This is a genomic window from Cupriavidus sp. 05N39, assembly GCF_056397325.1.
This window is the reverse complement of the sequence record NZ_JBFTNE010000032.1, coordinates 48,957-69,475: the sequence shown is the minus strand read 5'-3', so window position 1 is coordinate 69,475 and position 20,519 is coordinate 48,957. Positions and strand designations below refer to the sequence as shown.

Sequence of the window (20,519 nt, the reverse complement as noted above, 5' to 3'; positions counted from 1 at the left end):
ACTTCGCCGCCCTTGACGGCTGTCTCCGATGCGTTCGCCGCCAGGCCGCTGGCCTGCCGCGCGTTGTCCGCGTTCTGGCGCACCGTGCTGGTCAGCTCTTCCATGCTCGATGCGGTTTCTTCCAGCGACGCGGCCTGCTGCTCGGTACGCTGCGACAGGTCGCTGTTGCCCGCGGCGATCTCGCGCGAAGCGGAGGCGATCGACTCTGCCGAGTCCTTGAAATCGCGCACCATGGTGGACAGTTGCTGCTGCATCTGTTTCATGGCGTGCAGCAGGCTGTCCTTGTCGCCGCTGCGCAGTTTCACTTCCGCGGAAAAATCGCCTTCGGCGATACGCGAGGCGATGGCCACGGCGTAGGCCGGTTCGCCACCCAGCTGGCGCGACAGCGTGCGGGCGAGGAATGCGCCAAGCAGCACGGAGACGGCCAGGCCGCCCAGCACCAGGCCCAGCATCCAAAGGCGCGTCCCCTCGTAGACGCCGCGCGCTTCTTCCATATTGGCCAGCGCGCGGTCGTCGCGGCGCTTGACCATCTTGGCCATCAAGTCCTCGAGCGCGCGGCTCTCCTTGATCAGGTCTGCGCTCTCGCTAAAGACCTGGCTCTCGAACTGCGAGGTATCGAGCGGCTGTTTGCCCACCAGCGCCACATACTTGCCCAACCGCTCGCGGTAGGCCGGCAGCAAGGCATCGTATTGCTTGACCAGGGCCAGGCCTTCCGGCTGGGTGAATGCCTGGCGCGCCCGCTTCATGCTCTCGTCCAGCATGCCAAGCGATTTCTCGATCTGGTCTTTCTCGGCGGCACGCTCGCCCATGGTCGATGCGGACAGCAGGGCGATCTGCGCGCGGCTGCCATAGAGCAGGCTGATATTGCCGGACTGCACGGCCTTGAGGGCCTGCAAGTCATCGTTATAGATCTTGCCGGTCCAGTCAGCCATGCGCCCCATATTGACGACGCCCAGCAGACCCATCACCACGCCGATAAGCGACACGACCAGAAATCCAACGACCAGCTTGGTCGTGACGCGCAGCTGATTGAACCATTGCATGCAGACCACCTCTCTTTTCTGAATGACTTGACCGGGTGCCCCGTCTGCCCGTGCCGGCGGATTGCCGGCAATGCGAACGACAGGTGCTACCTTTTTTCTGGAACAGTGCTTGAGACTGACTGTTTCAACTTGTTGCCTTGGCCGGATACCTGGCCGCGTCAGGCTTGCGCAAGCCGCTGGGCGCTGCCCTGGCCCACCCGCACCGGGCGCGCTTCCGGCCGCATGGTGACGCGGAAGGTGGCCACCGCATCGCGCAAGCGCGTGGCCTGGTCTTCCAGCGAACCGGCGGCGGCGGCGGCCTGCTCCACCAGTGCCGCGTTCTGCTGCGTCACCTCGTCCATCTGGGCTACCGCCTGGTTCACCTGCTCGATGCCCGAACTCTGCTCGGCCGATGCCGCGCTGATCTCGCCCATGATGTCTGTCACGCTCTTGACCGCCTGCACGATCTCGCCCATGGTCTGCCCGGCCTGGCCCAACTTCGCCGCCCCTGACGGCAATCTCCGATGCGTTCGCCGCCAGGCCGCTGGCCTGCCGCGCGTTGTCCGCGTTCTGGCGCACCGTGCTGGTCAGCTCTTCCATGCTCGATGCGGTTTCTTCCAGCGACGCGGCCTGCTGCTCGGTACGTTGCGACAAGTCGCTGTTGCCCGCGGCAACCTGGCGGGTCGCCGTGGAGATGCTCGACATGCCCTCCTGAATCTCGCCAACCACCGACAGCAAGCTGCGCTGCATGGTGCGCATGGCGCGCGCCAGCGCACCGACCTCGTCGCTCGCGCGGTAATCCAGGCGCGTGGTGAGGTCGCCGGCCCCCATGCGCAGCGCGAAATCGAGCATGTCCTGCACCGGCCGGTTCACGCGCGCCAGCAGCAAGGTGCCGGCGACGAACGAGGACACCAACGCCAGCGCGAAGCCACCCCACAGCCAGGGCCGCAGCGAACCCGCTGCCTCGCCGTCTGCCAGCGCTTCAAAAGCGGCCAACGCAGCCAGGAACCACACCAGGCCCGCCACTTGCGACATCAGGATGCGCCGCTTCAACGTGGTCTTGGTGAGGCGCCCCGGCAATCCCGCCAGGCCGCGCCGTACCACAGCGCCATCGCGCACCGCGAGCCCATGGCCCTTGCCCTCGCGCAGGCGCGCATATGCCGCGCTGGCCGCCTCCACCTGCTCTCGCTGCGGCATCGAGCGCACGGAGGTGTAGCCCACCAGTTGGCCGTCGACGACCGTAGGCGTCACCGTGGCGGTGACCCAATAGAAGTCCCCGTTCTTGCGCCGGTTCTTGACGATACCGACCCACGAGCGGCCAGCCTGGATCGTCTTCCACAGATCCGCGAATGCTTCCGGCGGCATATCCGGATGGCGCACCAGGTTGTGCGCGGCGCCGAGCAATTCCTCTGCATCGAAGCCGCTAGTCTCGATAAAGGCGCGATTGGCAAACGTAATGCGCCCTTTGAGGTCAGTCCGGGAAATCAGGTAATCGTCTGCGGAGAGCTTGTGCTCTCGGGAGGTAACGGGTTGGTTATTTCGCATGGATGGAGGACTGCGTGGATCGGGCTCTGTCTGTTTGCAGCCGCTTCAAGCGGCCGCGGCTGCTTCAAGCGCTGCGAGCTCTTCGGTGTCTAGCAGTTTCTCGATATCGACAAGGATCAGCATGCGGTCTTCGACCGAGCCGATGCCGCGGATGTATTCGGTGTCCCCGGACAGCTGGGGTGCCTGACGGATCTGGCCCGGCGCCAGCGTCAGCACGTCGGACACGCCGTCGACCACGATGCCGGTGATGCGCTCGTGCAGGTCGACGATGATCACCACGGTGTACTGGTCATAGTTGACCGTGTCCTGGCGAAACTTGATGCGCAGGTCGATGATCGGCACGATGATGCCGCGCAGGTTGACCACGCCTTTGAGGTAGGCCGGTACATTGGCGATCTGCGTGACATTCTCATAGCCACGGATCTCCTGCACCTTGAGGATGTCGACGCCGTATTCCTCGCCGCCCAGCCTGAACGCGAGGAATTCCTCTCCCGCGCCCTCTGTCTTGTTCCCGCTTTTCATTTTCCTGGCTCCCGCTGCCATGACCGGCCATCGCGCGCAGCCAAAGCCACGGCTGGCCGGCCCGAAAACGGGCAGCCTTGCCGAGACCCGGCCTGCGCCAAGGCACGAATATCGTTTACCTCTTAACGGCAGTAGGCCGCGTGCCTGAAGGGAAACAATGGCAAGGCATTTACCCTACCTTCGAGGGGTCCAGCAGCGCGCCGACGGCTTCCATCAGCTGATCGGGATCGAAGGGCTTGGCGAGGAAGCCGGAGGCGCCGGCATCGCGGGCCTGCTCACGTACCTGGCCGTCGACCTCGGTGGTCAGCATCAACATCGGGATTGCGGCATAGGCCGGAGTCTTGCGCAGCGTGCGGATCAGGGTCAGGCCGTCCGTGCCGGGCATGACCTGGTCGGTCACCAGCATGCCGAACGACGTATCCATGGCCAGCGCCAGGGCCTCGTCGCCATCGGCGGCCTCGGATACGGTGTAACCTCCGGCGCGCAGGCAGGCGCCGATCATGCGGCGCAAGGAGGGAGAATCGTCGACGACTAGAATATGAGGCAAAGACATAACGGCTCCGTTGACAGCACGATGGTGAGTCCACAAGCCCAGGTCCTGGCCCGGTGGACCGATATTCGTTCTCGCCTGGGACGGCGGCGGCGGGCAAACCCGAGCGATTTCCCTGTGCGTTCCCATGCCAGGGACCACGCGGATGCAAGCTGCTGCGGCACTCGCGCAGCGCGGTGCGAACCGCGCCCCTGCGGGGAATATCGGCAGCGTTGGCCGAAACCGTAGTACGGTTGCGCTGATAAGCGCAGATTTGTTACCCCCCGGTTATGGGGTGCATCCGCTCGCCGAGGGTCGGCATACTACGGCCGCCGCGCAAAACGTCCCACTCCCATTGCTGGCCGTGGACGGTTTGCGCTACCCGGGGCAGTGGCACTGCAACACTATCGGAACGTCAACATGTCGAACTTGCCAGGCCCGCAGTGGAGCAAACGGGAAGTCCCGGAATCGCGTCAAACCGACAAGCTCATGGTGCTCATCCAAGGCGCGCCGGACGCATTGCTGGCGCCGCTGCCGGATTTCGGCGGACGGCTGCACTGGGTATCGCGGCGTCCGCGCCAGCCGGCCGATGTGCAGCTGGTCATCGTGGAGCGGCAGATCAGCGCAGCCATGGCACAACGCCTGCGCGCGCTGCGGCACCCCGATCGCCTCGTTGTCACCCTGCTCGTCGATGGCCCGGCGTATGCCACGACGGGCTGCGGGCCCATCGTGCCGACCACCGCCGAGGGACTGCCACGCACCCTCGAATTGCTTTCCTCGGTGTTGTTCGCGCCGGTGCTGGGGGATGGGCCCATGCCCCTGACATGGCGGGATGTACAGGCGGTGGCCAGCCGCGATGCAATCGGCCTGGCATTGCACGTGGAAACCACCAGCGAGGCCAGCATGGCGGATGAGCTGCTGATGCAGCTGGCGCGCTTCCACGGACGTACCCGCATCGAACCCGAGGCGCTGCTGGCCAGTATTTACCTGCCGCGGGGATTGCCATCGCTGGTGAATTGCAGCCAGCAGCTGCGCAGGCTGGGGGCGCTGACGGGGCACTATTGCGAGACCCGGTTTGCGTTGCTGGTGCCGGAAAGCGGGCGATTTACCCGCTTGCTGGCGTTGTTTCCGTCTGCCGGAGCGCTGCCTGACCCTTATACGCCCAGGCGGTGAACGGGCGAGTGCCGGATGTCGCTGGATTTCCGAGCGGCATCTCACGCCTCAATCCCCCGAGACCAACTCCGCGAACGCCCCCGGATCCAAGGGATGCGACAACAAATACCCCTGCACCTCGTCGCAGCCCATCGCCGCCAGAATATCCAGCTGCGAATTCGACTCCACCCCTTCCGCCACCACCCGCATCCGTAGCTCATGCGCCAGCGCCACCATCGACCCGACGATGGCTCGGCCTTGCGGGTCGGCATCCAGCCCGCCAATCAAAGTACGGTCGATCTTCAGTGTCCCGACGCGCAACCGTTTCAGATACCCCAGGCTGGAATAGCCGCTGCCGAAATCGTCCAGCGCGACATGGATGCCAAGCGCTTGCAACTCGGCCAGCGTCTCCAGCGACTGCGCGATATCCTTCATCGCCGCGGTTTCGGTGATCTCGAGCGTGACGGCCGACGGTGGAATGTCGTGCTGATGGATCTGCTCGAGCAGGTATTGCGGGAAATCGCGGCTGGCAAAGCGCAGTCCGGAGACATTGATGGCCACCGGCACCACCGGGATGCCCTCGTCCTGCCACTGCCGGATCTGCCGGCACACCRTGGCGATCACCCAGTCGTCCAGCTTGTCGATCTGGCCCGACTGTTCCGCCACCGTGATGAACTCGGCGGGATTGACYTGCCCCAGCGTCGGATGGCGCCAGCGGCACAGCGCCTCGGCGCCGATCACGGTGCGCTGGCGCACGTCGAACTTCGGCTGGTACTGCAGCGCGAGACCGTCGTCCTGGATGGCCAGCCAGAGGTCGCGACGGATGACCCGCATGCGCCGCGCGCGCTCGCCGGCGGCGGAATTGAATACGCGCACCTGGTTGGAGCCGCTCTCGCGCGCTTCGCTCAGGCTCACGCGTGCCGCCTGCATCAAGGCTTCCGACGTTTGCGCGTCGCGCGGGTAGATGGCGATGCCGATATTCACCCCGATCTGCATCTGCAGGCCGCGCGTGGACACGAACTCCGCGAGCGAGCTCAGCAACCGCGTGCCCAGTTCATTGGCGCGGTTGTGCTGGATCATCTCGGGCACGCCGACTGCGAACTCGTCGCGCGCCAGGCGTGCCAGGAAATCGTGCGGCTCCAGCGCTGCCTGCGCCAGGGCCCCGGCATCCTGCGCCAGGATATCGTCCGCGCGCACCTCGAAGACTTCGTCTACCTCGCGAAAGTCGGCGATATGCACCAACAACACGGCACAGCCGGTCTCCGCCAAGCGCGCCTGCGCGATCGACTGATCGAGCCAGCGCGCAAAGGCGGTGCGGTCGGGAAGATCGGTGCTGACGCTGTACTCCCCGACCGTACCGTGTCCACGCGCCGTCGCGCGCACGGTCAGGCGGCCCGGGATGCGGCCGCGCCGACGTACCGGCAGGGTGGTTCCCCCGCCCGTGGCGGGCGACTGGCTATCGAAAATATCGTCCAGCGCCTTGGTGTCCGGGATGGCGAAGCCGGGCGGGTTGGCCAGTTGCCATGCGAGCGGGTTGGCGCGGCGCAGGCCGAAGTATCCGAGCGCCGCCAGAAGAAGCGCGGCCACCGCCAGCCAGGCCGGCTGCATGAAGTTGCCGGGTTCCACGCATAGCGCGGACGGGCGCTGCGCATTGCCGCACAGGGCGCTCAGACGCGCGCCGGCGGCCACCACCACCCCGGCGCCGGCCAGCGTCACCGCCAGGGCGGTACCGCGCAGCAGGGGTATGTGCCGGCGCAACCAGGGGATGGCAAGCGTGAGCCCGGCAGTCATGGCGAGCACGGCCGCGGCCTGCGACACCTCGCGCGTGCCCCGCAGGCTGCCGGAACCCAGCGCGACCCACAATGGCAGTCCGACGGACGCGGGTGAAAACAGCAAGACCGCCCATTGCAGCGCCCGGCTGGGTCTGCCCGCCGGCTCCCGGTCCGGCTTGGCTGCGCGTATACCCAACCCGACCGCGAGGCCGGAGAAGGCAGCGAGCAGCAGAAGGCTAGCACTCATGTCAGTAAGGAAGCTGCGCAAAAATTGGGGGCGATGGCGCGACGATCCGTACGAYGCGGGCGCAAGACCCGCATCATCGCATCACGCGCGCTTCCCCGGGGATGAAAACAGCGGCAAGCTGTATGCCATGGCTCAGAACGCGCTCCAGTCGTCGCCGCCGGTACCGGCTGCGGCCAGTGCGGGGGCCGCCGGAGACGCGGGACGTGCCTTGCGCTGGACCGGCGGGCGGGCTCGCGTCGGCATGGCCGCGACAGCCTTGGCCTTGCCCGTGGCCGCGACGCGCGTAACCGGGGCCGGCGTGGCCACGGCATGGCTGCCTGACAGCCGGAACACGGACACGACGCCATTGAGCTTCTGCGCCTGCTCTTCCAGCGCGCCCGCGGCCGCCGCGGCTTCTTCCACCAGCGCGGCATTCTGCTGGGTGACCTGGTCCATCTGCGTGACCGCCTGGTTGACCTGCTCGATGCCGCTGGTCTGCTCCTGGGTGGCCGCGCTGATCTCGTTCATGATGTCGGTGACGCGCTTGACCGCATTGACGATCTCGCCCATGGTCTGGCCAGCCTCGGCGACCAGCCTGGTGCCGCTTTCGACGCGCTGGCCGGATTCGCTGATAAGAGCCTCGATTTCCTTGGCGGCGGCGGCGGAGCGTTGCGCCAGGGTGCGCACCTCGCCGGCAACCACCGCGAAGCCGCGGCCCTGCTCGCCCGCCCGGGCCGCCTCCACCGCGGCGTTCAGCGCGAGGATATTGGTCTGGAAGGCAATGCCCTCGATCACGCCGATGATTTCCACTACCTTGCGCGACGAGCCATTGATCTCGTTCATGGTGTCGACAACACGGCCTACCACGTCGCCGCCCTTGAGCGCGATCTCCGAGGCATCGCTGGCCAGCACACCAGCCTGGCGCGCGTTATCGGAATTCTGGCGCACTGCCGATGTCAGTTCTTCCATGCTGGCCGCGGTCTGCTCCAGCGAAGAGGCYTGCTSTTCGGTACGTTGCGACAGATCGAGGTTGCCGGTGGCGATCTGTTGCGTGGCCGAGGCAATCGAGTCAGTACCGCCGCGCACCTGGGCAACGATGTTCGACAAGCTTTCCTGCATGGCCACCAGCGCTTGCATCATGCGCCCCACCTCGTTGCGCGACACATTGGTAATGCGCGCGGTCAGGTCGCCGGCGGCGATACGCTCGAACACCCCCAGGGCCTCCTCCACCGGCCGCACGATAGCCCGGTGCAGCGTCACGGCACACAATACGGCGACCAGCAAGCCAAGGGCGATCAGCGCGAAGGACAGCGCGCGCACCTGCCCGAAGCGGTCTTGCGAGACGTTGTAGTTGGCTTCRCCGGTACGGATCTGGAAAGCCTGCAGGGCTTCATAGGCGGTAGCCAGGCTGCGCTGCAAGTCGGGCAGCGCCTTCTTGGCAATCGCAAGCGCCCCGTCCGCGTTGTTCTCGATCAGCGCTTTCTGCAGAGGCAGGATGCCCTTCTCCATGAATTCCTGGCGCTTGCGGCCAAATTCCGCGGCGAGCGCCTTTTCCTCGGCGTCCTGCGGCAGCGCCATGTATCGCTTCCAGGCTGTCTCGGCGCTGTCGACGAACACCATGGAGCGGTCTACCGCCGCTTTGCCATCGTCACCATCGCCAGGCATCACGCCGCGGTCCAGCGCCAGGCGCATGCGCGTCGTGCCGAGCATGGTTTCACTGAGCGCCTGCGCCGACGCAAGCTGGTTGCCATAAGTTTCCTGGAGCGCGTCGTTGCTGTGCGACATGCCATAAAGGCCCGCACCGCCAACCAGAATCAGCAGAAGCGACAACATTGCCATTGCGCCGCGCAACAAGGTTTTGATCTGGATATTGTTATGGAAAGACATGAAGCACCCGATACGGTAAGGAATGCACAGGACCTCCTCCGGCCCCGGCCCGGCGAATCGACACCCCAGCGACCCGCTCAGGGCAGATAACGGCGTGGTCGCGTGATTCCTTGAGCGAGGTGCCGTGCCCGCCACGCCGGCAGCGTCCCCTCTCCTACCCTGCGTCGCCAATTGGGGCCGTGTCCCTGCGCTGCGCTCATTCGGTGGCCCCCGGCTCCACCTGGAAAGCCTCCCCGGTGGCAAAAAATGCGCCGCCGGCAAGGTAGTGCATCGAACGACACTCCCGATCCGGAAAATGCCATCTGCCATTCGAAAAAGCGGCGGAATCTGCCCACGCAGCCACCACTTCGGCAATAAACAGATCGTGGCGCGCGGCGTTGGCCGGCTCGGGGATTACCCGGCATTCCAGCCAGCCAAGGCAGCCGGCAACCAGCGGTGCGGCAATCTCTTTCGCCGCAAAGGTGGCCAGGCCCGCGGCGGCAAACTTATCCTGCTCGCGGCCGGAACGCGAGCCGGATTCCAGCGTGGCGGCGGCCTGCGCGCGGGCGGGGATGTTCAATGCGAACTCGCCGGACGCTTCGACCAGTTCGCGGGTGAGGGTGCGGGAATCGATCACGACCGCGACCTTGGGCGGCTGGAAATCCAGCGGCATCGCCCAGGACGCCGCCATGACATTACGCCGGCCAGCGTGGGCGCTGGTCACCAGCGTAACCGGCCCGTGATTCAACAGGCGATAGGCTTTCGCCAGTTCGACCGGGACGAGCCTGCCCGCGGCGCCGGCGTTAATCGAATCGAAAGACATGTTTGAGGCGAAAGCAGGTTTGGTCGTTTTGCGAAGGGATCGGCATTGTTGCACCAAAATCACTTCCCGCTGCGCGCCATTACGGCGGGCAGGGTTATTACGCAGTCCGGATTGCAAAACGGCGGGGTGGTGTCGGCACGCCGTTTTCTCGAACATTCGAAAGCAGCCGCTCTGTCGGCAAATGCGAAACTGCCGCTGACCCGTGGTCTGCACGGAAGTTCATTAATTAGATCATACCGCCGATTTATCAGAATTCTCTCCATCGCGGTTTAAAAGCGTTTGCAGGATCGCTTGSKGCCGTTATAATTCATCCGAATCATCATGCTCACCCAGTAAATCGAGGCTCGCAATGGCGACTTATCAGGAAATTGTTCAGAAAATCAGTGAACTGCAAAAGCAGGCCGAGGAAATCAAGGCTCGCGAGCAGGCTTCCGTCATCGCCGATATTCGCCAGAAAATCGACCAATATGGCCTGACCGCGGACGATCTGGGTTTCGGCGCCAAGCCTGCCGCCGGCAAGAAGGCAACTCGCAAGGTACCGGTGCGCTATCGCGACGGCGCGGGCAATACCTGGACCGGCCGCGGCAAGCGTCCTGGCTGGCTGACCCAGGCCCTGGCCGCCGGCAAGAATATCGATGACTTCCTGATTCGCTGAAACCGGGCGCCGGCAACGGGCATCGCGGCCGAGCACCCGCTGCGCTCCTGAGAACGGCCGGGCACTTGCCCGGCCGTTCTCATTTTCACTGCCCGGTCCTCGCCGTGTCCACAGAGCGCCCACAAAGCCGGGCACGCAGAAACGGGTACGCACCCCGCCTGCCCGGCCACGCCACTCAGCCGGCAAACCCCAGCGGGTTCATCGACTGCCAGCGCCACGAATCCTCGCACATGCGATCGATATCGTGCTGCGCGCGCCATCCGATCAGCGTGTGCGCCAGTGCGGGATCGGCATAGCAAGAGGCGATATCGCCGGGGCGGCGAGCCCCTATTTCGTAGGGTACCGGGCGGCCGCTGGCGCGCTGGTAGGCCGCGACGACCTCCAGCACGCTGTAGCCCCGGCCCGTGCCGAGATTGACCGTCAGGCATTGCTGCTTGTCGCGCAGGTAGACCAGGGCCGCAAGATGGCCGGCCGCAAGATCGCAGACGTGGATGTAATCGCGCACACCTGTGCCGTCGACCGTGGGGTAGTCACCGCCGTGCACCATCAACTTCTCGCGGCGCCCGCCGGCGACCTGCGCTACATAAGGCATCAGGTTGTTCGGCACGCCGCCGGGGTCTTCGCCGATCAGGCCGCTTTCGTGCGCGCCCACCGGATTGAAATAGCGCAGGTACGCAATCCGCCAGTCGGGATCGGACCGTTCCAGGTCACGCAGGATCTGCTCGCTCATCAGCTTGGTCTGGCCGTACGGATTGGTGGCCGAGAGGGGAAAGTCCTCAAGGATCGGCACCGAATGCGGATTGCCATATACCGTGGCGGAGGAGCTGAACACCAGTTGCTTGACACCAGCAGCGTTCATCGCCGAGCACAGGGCAAGCAAGCCATTGAGATTATTGTCGTAATAATCCAGCGGTTTGCTGACCGATTCGCCCACCGCCTTGAGCGCCGCGAAATGAATCGCCCCGGAGATCCGGTGTTCGGCAAACAAACGGTCCAGCAAAGCGCGGTCCCGGACATCGCCCTCGACAAAATGCGGACGCTGGCCGGTAATCTGCGCAAGCCGTTCGACCACGGCGCGATTGCTGTTGCAGAGATTATCCAGGCCAATCACGTGATAGCCGGCCTCGAGCAAGGCGACCCAGGTGTGCGATGCGATATAACCGGTGGCTCCCGTGAGCAGCAAAGTTTCAGACATAGCGATTCATCAATAGGTTGTGAAAAGAGACTGAGCGGGCACCGCGACAGCGCGCCTGGTACATCTGGCGAAGCGCCTGTTTCAGCATCCCCTGGCACGAGGCTGCCATCGGCGGCTGGCAACGGCTCCAGGTTAGCGCCACCCGCATTGGGCCGAACGACGACTAATGGCGACTAAGCATAGCAGGACGCATCTGTCGTGCCGGCGTCACCGGCCGAATTCCGTCCTGCCGCCAGGCCTGCGCGCGCCTGCCAGGCCTCGAAAGCGGCACGCAGGCGCCAGCCGGACTCCAGGTCCCGCATGCCAAGGCACTGCGCCACTTCAGCCGGGCCGGCGCCGCCCTCGAAGTGCAGCGCGCCGCAAGTATTGCGCAGCGTCTGCGGAGACGCCCGTTCACTGCGGCCCGCCAGCACGCCGGCTTCATCCAGCAGGATCTCCACCCGGCGGTACAGCGAAGCGGCATGCAAGTGCCGCCCGCTCGGCATGGCGGGAAAGACCAGGTTGCCCAATGTGCCACTCGTGCCGCGGATCTCCAGCCAGGCCAGCAATGCCGGCCGCGCGAAGGCAAAGACCGGTGCCTCGTAGGCGCGGCCGTTGTCGGCCCGGACCAGGCGCAGCCTGGCGGCATCCTCCGCGATGCTACCGGTGCCCAGGCCACGCGCTTCCCCCACCTTCAGGCCGGCGCCCAGCAACACCGCGACCAGCGCGGTGTCGCGCGCGCGCTTCCATTGGGTCGGCGACAGCGCGGCGGCATCCTGGCCCGGCGACCGGGCCGCCGGCGCCAGCACCCGGGCAATCAAGGCTTCTCGCTCGGCAGGCAGCAAGAAGGCGGTGGGATCGTTCTCGCCTTCGGCAAGGTGGGCGCGTACGGCCTGGCTCGCAGGATTGTGCAGGCCGTCCTGCAGCAGCGACAGATGGTGAAAGACGCGCTCGATCAATCGTGCATAACGATAGCGGTGGTGCTTGTGCAAGTCCTGCTCGTCGAGGAAGGCTCCGATCTGCTCCGCCGACCATGCCAGCGGTGCCACCCCGCGCTCCCCCGACCACCGCAAAAGCTTGCCCCACATCGCGCGATAGACCACGGCGGTGCCATGGCGAAAGCCGTGGCTGACCAGCCAGCCGTCGAAAGCCCGCTCGGGTTGGGTCCGCCAGGCTTCGAGATCCGCATCGAAAAGGGCCCCGGACGGCCCTACTTTGGCGCTCATGTCAGTACTCACTCGCGCTCCTGCGCTGTTTTGCGGCAATGCCCGTATTGTAGACAAGCCGCCACAAAAGACCGAGGCCTGCGGCCCCTCCCTTCGGCCAAAAAAAAAGCCTCATGAGGCATATAAACGCCAAAACATTGCAATTGCCGTCGCGTGCTGCTACCTTTCTACACATCGCTATGCAACTGGTTGCATAGCGATGTGTAAGCTGCCGTCGCCGCGGCGCCCACCGGGCAAGCGGAACGATGCAGCCCAGCGCGCCGGAACGGGCGATTTCCGCGCCCTCGGCCCACTCCGGAGGAGACACCGTGACCCAAGCAACCTTGTCAGCGGCGGCGCAGGCCTCGCTGGCAATCTGGCACCGCATGATCGCCACCCATTCCATGGCCGACCTGGACAGCATCGTGGCCGATGAGGTGGTATTCCACTCGCCCGTCGCCCACACACCGTACCCGGGGCGCATCGCCCTGCGCATGGTGCTGGAATCGGTCAACCAGGTATTCCAGGACTTCCGCTATCACCGCACTTTTGTCAGCGACGACGGGCGCAGCGTGGTGCTGGAGTTCAGTGCGACAGTCGACGGCAGGTCCGTCAAGGCCATCGACATGATCCGCTTCAACGACGCCGGCAAGATCGACGACTTCGAGGTCATGGTCCGTCCCAAGAGCGGCCTGGACGCGCTTGCCGCCGCCATGGGCGCGCGGCTTGCCAGCCAGAAGTCCGTACTGCAGGGCGCCAGCGCCTGATACCGGCATCTTCCACTCACCGTTTCAACTTCGCAAAAGAACGCTATGTCTCTTCCCGCCATCCTGCAGGACCGTCTTTCGCTGCCGGTAGTCTGCTCGCCACTGTTCATCATCTCCAACCCCGACCTGGTGATCGCCCAATGCAAGGCCGGCGTGGTCGGCTCCTTCCCCGCGCTAAACGCGCGTCCGGGCCCGGTGCTCAACGACTGGCTGGACCGCATCACCACCGAACTGGCCGAACACGACGCCAAGCATCCAGATCGTCCGGCCGCGCCATTCGCGGTCAACCAGATCGTGCACAAGTCGAACGACCGGCTCGATCACGACCTGGAACTGTGCGTGCGCTACAAGGTGCCCATCGTCATCACTTCGCTGGGCGCGCGCACCGAGGTCAACGACGCGGTGCACTCGTATGGCGGCATCGTGCTGCACGACATCATCAACAACACCTTCGCGCGCAAGGCCATCGAGAAAGGCGCCGACGGCCTGATCGCGGTCGCCACGGGTGCGGGCGGCCATGCCGGCGTCCTGTCGCCGTTTGCGCTGCTGCATGAAATCCGCGAGTGGTTCGACGGCCCGCTGCTGCTGTCGGGCGCCATCGCCAGCGGCGACGGCATCCTGGCGGCGCTGGCCGCGGGCGCCGACCTGGCCTACGTGGGTTCGGCATTTATCGCCACCGAGGAAGCCAACGCGCAGGCCGCCTACAAGCAGATGATCGTCGATAGCAACGCGTCGGACATCGTCTACTCGAACCTCTTCACCGGCGTGCACGGCAACTACCTGCGCCAGAGTATCGTCAACGCCGGGCTCGACCCGGCAGCGCTGCCGGAATCGGACCCGTCCAAGATGAATTTCGGCTCGGGCAGCGTCAAGGCGTGGAAGGACATCTGGGGCGCCGGGCAGGGCGTGGGCGCCATCAAGCGCGTGGTGCCGGCAGCCGACCTGGTGCGCCGCTTCGCCGAGGAATATGCGCTGGCACGCCGCCGGCTGGGCCTTGCCCCGCAAACGGCGCACACCAGCGGCGCCACGGCAGCCGACCTGGCCTGATTACGTCGTCGCGGGCAGTCCGTCGCATTCGGCGGCGGATTGCCCTTTCCCCCGCGCCTTTGGAGGGGGGACCTTATCTCGGCGCCAATGGCGGCCAGCGCCTCAAGCCGGATCGTCCTGCTTATCCAGCAGCGGCAATAGCTCCTCCGCCCAGGACACCCAATCTTCCTCATAGCGGATACCCCGCTTCAGCAGTGCATGTTGCAGTTGCTGCGCGCGCGTGGGCTGCGCGGCGGAGAAATCACGCCTCTCTATCTGGCGGTAGGTGTCGAGCCGCTCCTGGTGCAGTCCGATCAGGCGCTGCATCTCCGGCCTCAACCCTAGCGGACCCACGACGGCATCCGCCCGCAACTTCACCAGGATCTCGTCGCGCAGGTCCAACCCGGCGGTAGGCGCAAGCACCCAGCGCGCAAGCTCGTCGCGCCCCGGCGGCAGCACGAAATAAACCTTCTTGCGATTGCGCGCATCGCTCTCGCCCTCGCCCTCTTCCTCGGCAATCCAGCCATGTTCGGCCATGCGGCCCAGTTCCCGATAGATCTGCTGGTGCGTGGCATGCCAGAAATAACCGATTGAACGGTCGAAGCGCCGCGCCAGCTCGTAGCCGGAAGACGGTCTTTCCAATAAGGAAGTCAGGAGTGCGTGCTGAACGGACATGCGGGAAGGGTAACGTGAGAGCCCGTCGCCAGGCAGTGAAGTCTTCCCTCCCGGCGTGGCTTTGATGGCAAGCGCCTATGGTAGCGCAAAGGAAGTGCAAAACCGCGCACGGCGCGACCGTCCCGGGTCGCCGCCGTCCGCACTGCCAGCCCCGCGGCCCCGGAGAGGGCCGCCGCCATCGATGCGCGCGGTTTCTGGCGGTTAATTGCGGGAAATATGACAAATAAGCGACAGACCAGATCCAGATATTAAAAATGCTGAATGGCATTTTGCCGCTGTCTGCAATACATTTGCAGACATAGTCATTTCGCATGCCTGTCGCCGGTTCTCGGCCGCGGCGCAGCGCATGCCCGTCATTCACCAGGAGTGGTCCATGCAAGGACAAACAGATTTCGCCGAAGACCGGGATGTCCAGTGGGAAACGGATGGCCCTCCTGTAGTTTGGCAAGCGGCACCGGCGGCAACCATGCCGGTGTATTACCGCCTGCCGGACACGCCGGAAGGGCACCATATCAAGGAGTACGCGAGCGGCCTGCGCCAGCTGGTGCGCTTTGTCGGTGTCGAAGAGCAGGTCGTGAAGTACAGCCTGGCCTGATCCGCGCCGGCCGCGTCTTTCCGTCGTTTCCTCCCTTGTCTCCTCCTGCCCTGTTCGAGCGGGCCAGGATTAAGCCCGCGAGAAATCGCGGGCTTTTTTCTGTGCCATGGACGTAAAGAAGCCGGCCCCGAAGGGCCGGCTCGTGGCTGCCGGCAGGCCGGGCATTGCGTCCGGGCCGGGCTGGCGATCAGGAACCGATCAGTCCACCGTGGCGCCCGAAGCCTTCACCACCTTGGCCCACTTGGCGGTTTCCGACTTCATGAACGCGGCCAGTTCAGCCGGCTTTTCCGGACGAGGCTCGGCACCCTGGTCGGCCATCTGCTTCTTCACTTCCGGCATGGCCAGGATCTTCACCACTTCCGCGTTCAGGCGATCGATGATCGGCTGCGGCGTGCCGCCGGTGGCGTACAGCGCGAACCAGGAGGTAGCTTCATAACCCGGCACGCCGGATTCCGCCACGGTCGGCACGTTCGGCAGCGCGGGCGAGCGCTTGGCCGAAGTTACGGCGATGGCACGCAGCTTGCCGGCCTTCACGTGCGGATACGACGACGGCATGTTGTCGAACATCAGGCCGATCTGGTTGCCCAGCAGGTCGTTCACCGCCGGTGCGCTGCCCTTGTAGGGGATGTGCTGGATATGCAGGCCGGTCATCGAGTTGAACAACTCGCCCGACAGGTGCATCGACGAACCGCTGCCCGACGAACCGTACGACAGCTTGTCCGGGTTGGCCTTCACATAGGCGATCAGTTCCTTGACGTTGTTGACAGGCACCTTGGGGTTCACCACCACGATGTTCGGCACCATCGCCACGCGCGAGATCGGCGCGAAATCCTTGACCGGATCGTACGGCAGCTTGGAGTACAGCGACTGGTTGATCGCATGGGTACCGATGGTGCCCATGAACAGCGTGTATCCATCGCCCGGCGCCTTGGCCGCGATCGATGCACCGATATTGCCGCCAGCACCCGGGCGGTTGTCGATCACCACCGGCTGGCCAAGCACCTTGCCCAGTTGCAGGCCGACGATGCGCGCCAGGATGTCGGTGGTGCCGCCGGCCGAGAACGGCACGATCATCGTGATCGGCTTGGTCGGGTAGGTACCTTGGGCGTAGGCTGCACCGGTCATGCCGCCAACGGTTGCGGCCAGTGCCACGCCGGCGGCCAGCAGGCGACGGCGCGCGCTGTTGTGCAGGGTGCGGGCTTGGGAATCGGATTTCATGTTTACTCCAGGATAGATCGCTGTAAGCCCGCACTTGTGGCGCGGGTCATCTTTTTAGTTTTTACTGACTAAATGCTGTGGCGTGATAACGTGGCGCGATTGCCCCGGTCACGCCCAGGGACTACTACACGGGTGCGACGCCGAGCGTGGTGCCGCCGCAAACGTAGAGCACCTGGCCGGTCACGAAACCGTTCTCCGGCGACAGGAAAAACATCGAGGCGCGCGCCACGTCTTCCGGCGTGCCCATGCGCTTGACCGCGATGCTGGCGAGGATGCGCTTGGTCTGCTCGCTGCCTTCGGGGTTGCTCTTGCGGAACAGGTCGGTGGCGATCGGGCCGGGCGCCACGGCGTTGACCGTGATGCCGTCGCCGCCCAGCTCCATCGCCAGCGTGCGGGTCATGCCGATCAGGCCGGCCTTGGTGGCGGAATACACCACGCGCTCCGGCTTGCCCAGCGCCGCGCGCGAGGCCATGTTCACAATACGGCCGAAGCCCGCCGCGCGCATCGCGGGCAGGCAGGCCTGGGTCAGCAGCAGGGTGGCTTGCAGGTGCAGGCCCACGACATAGTCCAGGTCTTCCACGCGCGCGGTGTCGGCGGTACCGGGGCGGGTGGCGCCCGCATTGTTCACCAGCCGGGTGACGGCAAAGCGCGAGGTCACCTGCTCGGCCACGGCGCGGGTCGCGGCGGCATCGGTCAGGTCGGCCTGAAAAAACGTCATATTGGGATGGGACCAGGCGGGCGCGACATAGTCGACATTGACCACCTGCGTCACGCCATCGGCCAGCAGCATTTCGCTGATGGCACGGCCGATACCGGAACTGGCGCCGGTAACGAGCGTGGCAACGGGAAGGGACATCTTGTACTCCGACCGGCCACAACTGCGCCGGGTCATGCTGGAAAGGGATGCGACCAGAGCCGGCGAGCCAGTCGGCCCAGTCGCACTGCTTCTTTGCGTTGGGAAACTTCAAAGCCTGCGCATCCACCGGGTACTAACGGCGGCGATGCGGCATTCTTTAGCAGACGGCGCCCGCGGGCCGAAACCCGCGGGCGCCGAAACCACACCCGCTGCGATCAGACGCGCTCGATCACCATGGCGATGCCCTGGCCCACGCCGATGCACATCGTGCAAAGCGCGTAGCGGCCGCCTGTACGGTGCAACTGGTACATGGCGGTGGTAACCAGGCGGGCGCCGCTCATGCCGAGCGGGTGGCCCAGCGCAATGGCACCGCCATTCGGGTTGACGCGAGCGTCGTCGTCGGCCACGCCGAGTTCGCGCAGCACGGCCAGGCCTTGCGCGGCAAACGCTTCGTTCAGCTCGATCACGTCCATCTGGTCGATGGTCATGCCGAGTTGCTTGAGCAGCTTTTGCGAAGCCGGCGCCGGGCCGATGCCCATCACGCGCGGCGCCACGCCGGCGGTGGCCATGCCGACGATGCGGGCCTTGGGCGTCAGGCCGTGCTGGCGGGCCGCGGCTTCGCTGGCGAGCAGGATGGCGCAGGCGCCGTCGTTCACGCCCGAGGCATTGCCAGCCGTGACCGTGCCGTCGGCGCGAACCACGCCGCGCAGCTTGCCCAGCGCTTCCATGCTGGTGGCGCGCGGGTGTTCGTCGCGCTCCACCACCAGCGGATCGCCCTTCTTCTGGGCGATCGTCACCGCGGTGATTTCCTGCGCCAGCGTGCCGTCGGCCTGGGCGCGCGATGCCTTTTCCTGGCTGCGCAGCGCCATCAGGTCCTGGTCTTCGCGGCTGATCTTGTAATCGGTGGCGACGTTCTCGGCGGTCTCGGGCATCGAGTCCACGCCGTAGGCCGCGCGCATGGCCGGGTTGATGAAGCGCCAGCCGATGGTGGTGTCGAAAATCTGCGCATCGCGCGAGAAGGCGCTGGTGGCCTTGCCCATCACGAACGGCGCACGGCTCATGCTTTCCACGCCGCCGGCCAGCATCAGGCCGGCTTCGCCGGCCTTGATCGCGCGCGCGGCGGTGCCGGTAGCGTCCATGCCCGAGCCGCACAGGCGGTTGATGGTGGCGCCCGGCACGCTTTGCGGCAGGCCTGCCAACAGCAGCGACATGCGCGCCACGTTGCGGTTGTCTTCGCCGGCCTGGTTGGCGTTGCCGTAGATCACGTCGTCAATGGCGGACCAGTCCAGGTTCGGGTTGCGTGCCATCAGGGCCTTGAGCGGCACCGCGCCCAGGTCGTCCGGGCGAACGCCGGACAGGCTGCCGCCGTAGCGGCCGATGGGGGTGCGGATGGCGTCGCAGATAAAGGCTTCGGTCATGGTTGTCTCTCTCTTGCTTGTACGTGAAAGCGTGAAGCTTGGAAGGCTGCTCGCCGGGGGTGGCCCCGCCGGTCAGGCCGGCACTCAGGCAGAAGCGCCCTGCTTGAGCGGCACGCCGGTCAGGCGTTGCAGTTCGTCGAAGGACAAGCCTTCGACCAGGTCGCGCGCCACCAGCCCGTCGGGCGTGACATCGATGGTAGCCAGGTCGGTATAGATGCGCGTGACGCAGGTCATGCCAGTCAGCGGATACGTRCATTCCGCCACGATCTTGCTCTCGCCCTGCTTGGTCTGGTGCTCCATCATCACGAACACTTCCTTGGCACCGATGGCCAGGTCCATGGCGCCGCCCACGGCCGGGATCGCGCCGGGCGCGCCGGTATGCCAGTTGGCCAGGTCGCCCTTCACCGACACCTGGAAGGCGCCGAGCACGCAGAAGTCGAGGTGGCCGCCGCGCATCATGGCGAACGAATCGGCGTGGTGGAAATACGAGCCGCCCGGCTTGATCGTGACAGGCTGCTTGCCGGCGTTGATCAGGTCGCCGTCTTCCTCGCCGGCGGGCGGTGCCTTGCCCATGCCGAGCAGGCCGTTCTCGCTGTGCAGCAGGATTTCACGGTCGGCCGGCAGGTGATTGCCAACCAGGGTGGGCAGGCCGATGCCGAGATTGACCACGGCACCGTCGGGAATGTCTTTGGCCACGCGGGCGGCCATCTGATCGCGGGTCAGGCGTTGCATATTCTGGATCTCCTTGGCGCTCAGGCGGCAGCCTGGCTGGCGCCGTCGATCTTGACGACGCGCTTGACGAACAACCCCGGCGTCACGATGTGTTCCGGGTCCAGCTCGCCGAGTTCGACGATCTCGCTGACCTGCACGATGGGGCATTTGGCGGCCATCGCCATGATGGGGCCGAAGTTGCGCGCGGTCTTGCGGTAGGTCAGGTTGCCCCAGCGGTCGGCGCGCAGCGCCTTGATCAGCGCGAAGTCGGCGTGGATCGGTGTCTCGTAGACATAGCCCTGACCATCGATGATGCGGGTTTCCTTGCCTTCGGCCAGCGGCGTGCCGTACGCGGTGCGGGTGAAGAAGCCGCCGATGCCGGCGCCAGCGGCGCGGATGCGCTCGGCCAGGTTGCCCTGGGGCACCAGTTCCAGCTCGATCTCGCCGGCGTGGTACAGGGCATCGAAGACGTAGGAATCGGACTGGCGCGGGAAGGAGCAGATGATCTTGCGAACGCGCTTGGTCTTCAGCAGCGCCGCCAGGCCAGTGTCGCCATTGCCGGCGTTGTTATTGACGATGGTCAGGTCACGCGCGCCCTGGGCGATGAGCGCGTCGATGAGCTCCGCCGGCATGCCTGCCATGCCAAAACCGCCAATCAGGATAGTGGCGCCGTCGTGGATGTCGGCCATGGCCGATTCCACGGAGTCGAATAGCTTGTTGATCACTTGCGTTCCAGTTCCGAGAGTCCGGACGAACTATCCG

Annotated in this window: 19 protein-coding genes and 1 pseudogene; 5 read left to right on the top strand and 15 right to left on the bottom strand. The window is 65.5% G+C overall.

Annotation, left to right across the window (positions count from 1 at the left end):
- From AC1DN0_RS17225 to AC1DN0_RS17210, 4 genes and pseudogenes are all read right to left on the bottom strand, one after another.
- Positions 1–1,043: methyl-accepting chemotaxis protein (locus AC1DN0_RS17225; protein ID WP_477145864.1), on the bottom strand; the 1,043-nt coding region annotated here is incomplete at its 3' end.
- 158 nt (positions 1,044–1,201) lie between these two features.
- Positions 1,202–2,567: pseudogene (locus tag AC1DN0_RS17220) on the bottom strand (methyl-accepting chemotaxis protein).
- A gap of 45 nt (positions 2,568–2,612) precedes the next feature.
- Positions 2,613–3,089, bottom strand: a complete 477-nt coding sequence (locus tag AC1DN0_RS17215; RefSeq protein ID WP_441635412.1) for a chemotaxis protein CheW — start codon at positions 3,087–3,089, stop codon at positions 2,613–2,615.
- A 169-nt stretch (positions 3,090–3,258) separates the two neighbouring features.
- Positions 3,259–3,642 carry a response regulator gene (locus AC1DN0_RS17210; protein WP_441635414.1) on the bottom strand — a complete coding sequence of 128 codons (384 nt, stop codon included), beginning with the start codon at positions 3,640–3,642 and terminating at the stop codon, positions 3,259–3,261.
- Positions 3,643–4,107: 465 nt separating this feature from the next.
- On the opposite strand from AC1DN0_RS17210, the gene AC1DN0_RS17205 reads away from it, so the two are divergent.
- Positions 4,108–4,791, top strand: coding sequence for a hypothetical protein (locus AC1DN0_RS17205; RefSeq protein WP_441635416.1), 684 nt, complete (start codon positions 4,108–4,110; stop codon positions 4,789–4,791).
- A 48-nt stretch (positions 4,792–4,839) separates the two neighbouring features.
- Here the strand turns inward: AC1DN0_RS17205 and AC1DN0_RS17200 are convergent, their stop codons facing one another.
- The 3 genes from AC1DN0_RS17200 to AC1DN0_RS17190 form a co-directional block, all read right to left on the bottom strand.
- Positions 4,840–6,789 (bottom strand): putative bifunctional diguanylate cyclase/phosphodiesterase, encoded by a 1,950-nt coding sequence (locus AC1DN0_RS17200; RefSeq protein WP_477145863.1) that lies wholly within the window; start codon positions 6,787–6,789, stop codon positions 4,840–4,842.
- Positions 6,790–6,921: 132 nt separating this feature from the next.
- Positions 6,922–8,655: a methyl-accepting chemotaxis protein gene (locus AC1DN0_RS17195; RefSeq protein WP_477145862.1), complete on the bottom strand. Its 1,734-nt coding sequence runs from the start codon at positions 8,653–8,655 to the stop codon at positions 6,922–6,924.
- Positions 8,656–8,851: 196 nt separating this feature from the next.
- Positions 8,852–9,457, bottom strand: coding sequence for a flavin reductase family protein (locus tag AC1DN0_RS17190; RefSeq protein WP_441635442.1), 606 nt, complete (start codon positions 9,455–9,457; stop codon positions 8,852–8,854).
- A 349-nt stretch (positions 9,458–9,806) separates the two neighbouring features.
- On the opposite strand from AC1DN0_RS17190, the gene AC1DN0_RS17185 reads away from it, so the two are divergent.
- Positions 9,807–10,112 carry an H-NS histone family protein gene (locus AC1DN0_RS17185; RefSeq protein WP_441635422.1) on the top strand — a complete coding sequence of 102 codons (306 nt, stop codon included), beginning with the start codon at positions 9,807–9,809 and terminating at the stop codon, positions 10,110–10,112.
- Between the two features lie 175 nt (positions 10,113–10,287).
- Here AC1DN0_RS17185 and galE read toward each other — a convergent pair whose 3' ends face one another.
- Positions 10,288–11,307, bottom strand: coding sequence for a UDP-glucose 4-epimerase GalE (galE, locus tag AC1DN0_RS17180; RefSeq protein ID WP_441635424.1), 1,020 nt, complete (start codon positions 11,305–11,307; stop codon positions 10,288–10,290).
- 173 nt (positions 11,308–11,480) lie between these two features.
- Complete coding sequence (locus AC1DN0_RS17175; RefSeq protein WP_441635426.1) at positions 11,481–12,512, bottom strand: tyrosine-type recombinase/integrase; 1,032 nt, start codon at positions 12,510–12,512, stop codon at positions 11,481–11,483.
- A gap of 365 nt (positions 12,513–12,877) precedes the next feature.
- Here AC1DN0_RS17175 and AC1DN0_RS17170 point away from each other — a divergent pair, with 365 nt between their 5' ends.
- Together AC1DN0_RS17170 and AC1DN0_RS17165 are read left to right on the top strand one after the other, a co-directional pair.
- A complete protein-coding gene (locus AC1DN0_RS17170) occupies positions 12,878–13,258 on the top strand; it encodes a nuclear transport factor 2 family protein (RefSeq protein WP_441635444.1) in 381 nt (126 codons plus the stop codon).
- Between the two features lie 45 nt (positions 13,259–13,303).
- Entirely contained in the window at positions 13,304–14,305 is a 1,002-nt protein-coding gene (locus AC1DN0_RS17165; RefSeq protein ID WP_441635428.1) for an NAD(P)H-dependent flavin oxidoreductase, read from the top strand.
- A gap of 102 nt (positions 14,306–14,407) precedes the next feature.
- Here AC1DN0_RS17165 and AC1DN0_RS17160 read toward each other — a convergent pair whose 3' ends face one another.
- Positions 14,408–14,959 carry a PadR family transcriptional regulator gene (locus AC1DN0_RS17160; RefSeq protein ID WP_441635430.1) on the bottom strand — a complete coding sequence of 184 codons (552 nt, stop codon included), beginning with the start codon at positions 14,957–14,959 and terminating at the stop codon, positions 14,408–14,410.
- Positions 14,960–15,332: 373 nt separating this feature from the next.
- Here AC1DN0_RS17160 and AC1DN0_RS17155 point away from each other — a divergent pair, with 373 nt between their 5' ends.
- Positions 15,333–15,554, top strand: coding sequence for a hypothetical protein (locus AC1DN0_RS17155; protein WP_441635432.1), 222 nt, complete (start codon positions 15,333–15,335; stop codon positions 15,552–15,554).
- 198 nt (positions 15,555–15,752) lie between these two features.
- Here the strand turns inward: AC1DN0_RS17155 and AC1DN0_RS17150 are convergent, their stop codons facing one another.
- The 5 genes from AC1DN0_RS17150 to AC1DN0_RS17130 all read right to left on the bottom strand — a co-directional run bounded on the left by AC1DN0_RS17150 (position 15,753) and on the right by AC1DN0_RS17130 (position 20,482).
- Entirely contained in the window at positions 15,753–16,772 is a 1,020-nt protein-coding gene (locus AC1DN0_RS17150; RefSeq protein ID WP_045235483.1) for a Bug family tripartite tricarboxylate transporter substrate binding protein, read from the bottom strand.
- 124 nt (positions 16,773–16,896) lie between these two features.
- The gene (locus AC1DN0_RS17145) at positions 16,897–17,628 is read right to left on the bottom strand and encodes an SDR family NAD(P)-dependent oxidoreductase (protein ID WP_045235484.1); all 732 of its coding nucleotides are present in this window, start codon (positions 17,626–17,628) and stop codon (positions 16,897–16,899) included.
- Between the two features lie 215 nt (positions 17,629–17,843).
- A complete protein-coding gene (pcaF, locus tag AC1DN0_RS17140) occupies positions 17,844–19,046 on the bottom strand; it encodes a 3-oxoadipyl-CoA thiolase (protein WP_441635435.1) in 1,203 nt (400 codons plus the stop codon).
- Between the two features lie 84 nt (positions 19,047–19,130).
- Entirely contained in the window at positions 19,131–19,778 is a 648-nt protein-coding gene (locus AC1DN0_RS17135; protein WP_043357060.1) for a 3-oxoacid CoA-transferase subunit B, read from the bottom strand.
- A gap of 20 nt (positions 19,779–19,798) precedes the next feature.
- A complete protein-coding gene (locus AC1DN0_RS17130; RefSeq protein ID WP_441635438.1) occupies positions 19,799–20,482 on the bottom strand; it encodes a 3-oxoacid CoA-transferase subunit A in 684 nt (227 codons plus the stop codon).
- Positions 20,483–20,519: the final 37 nt, after the last annotated feature.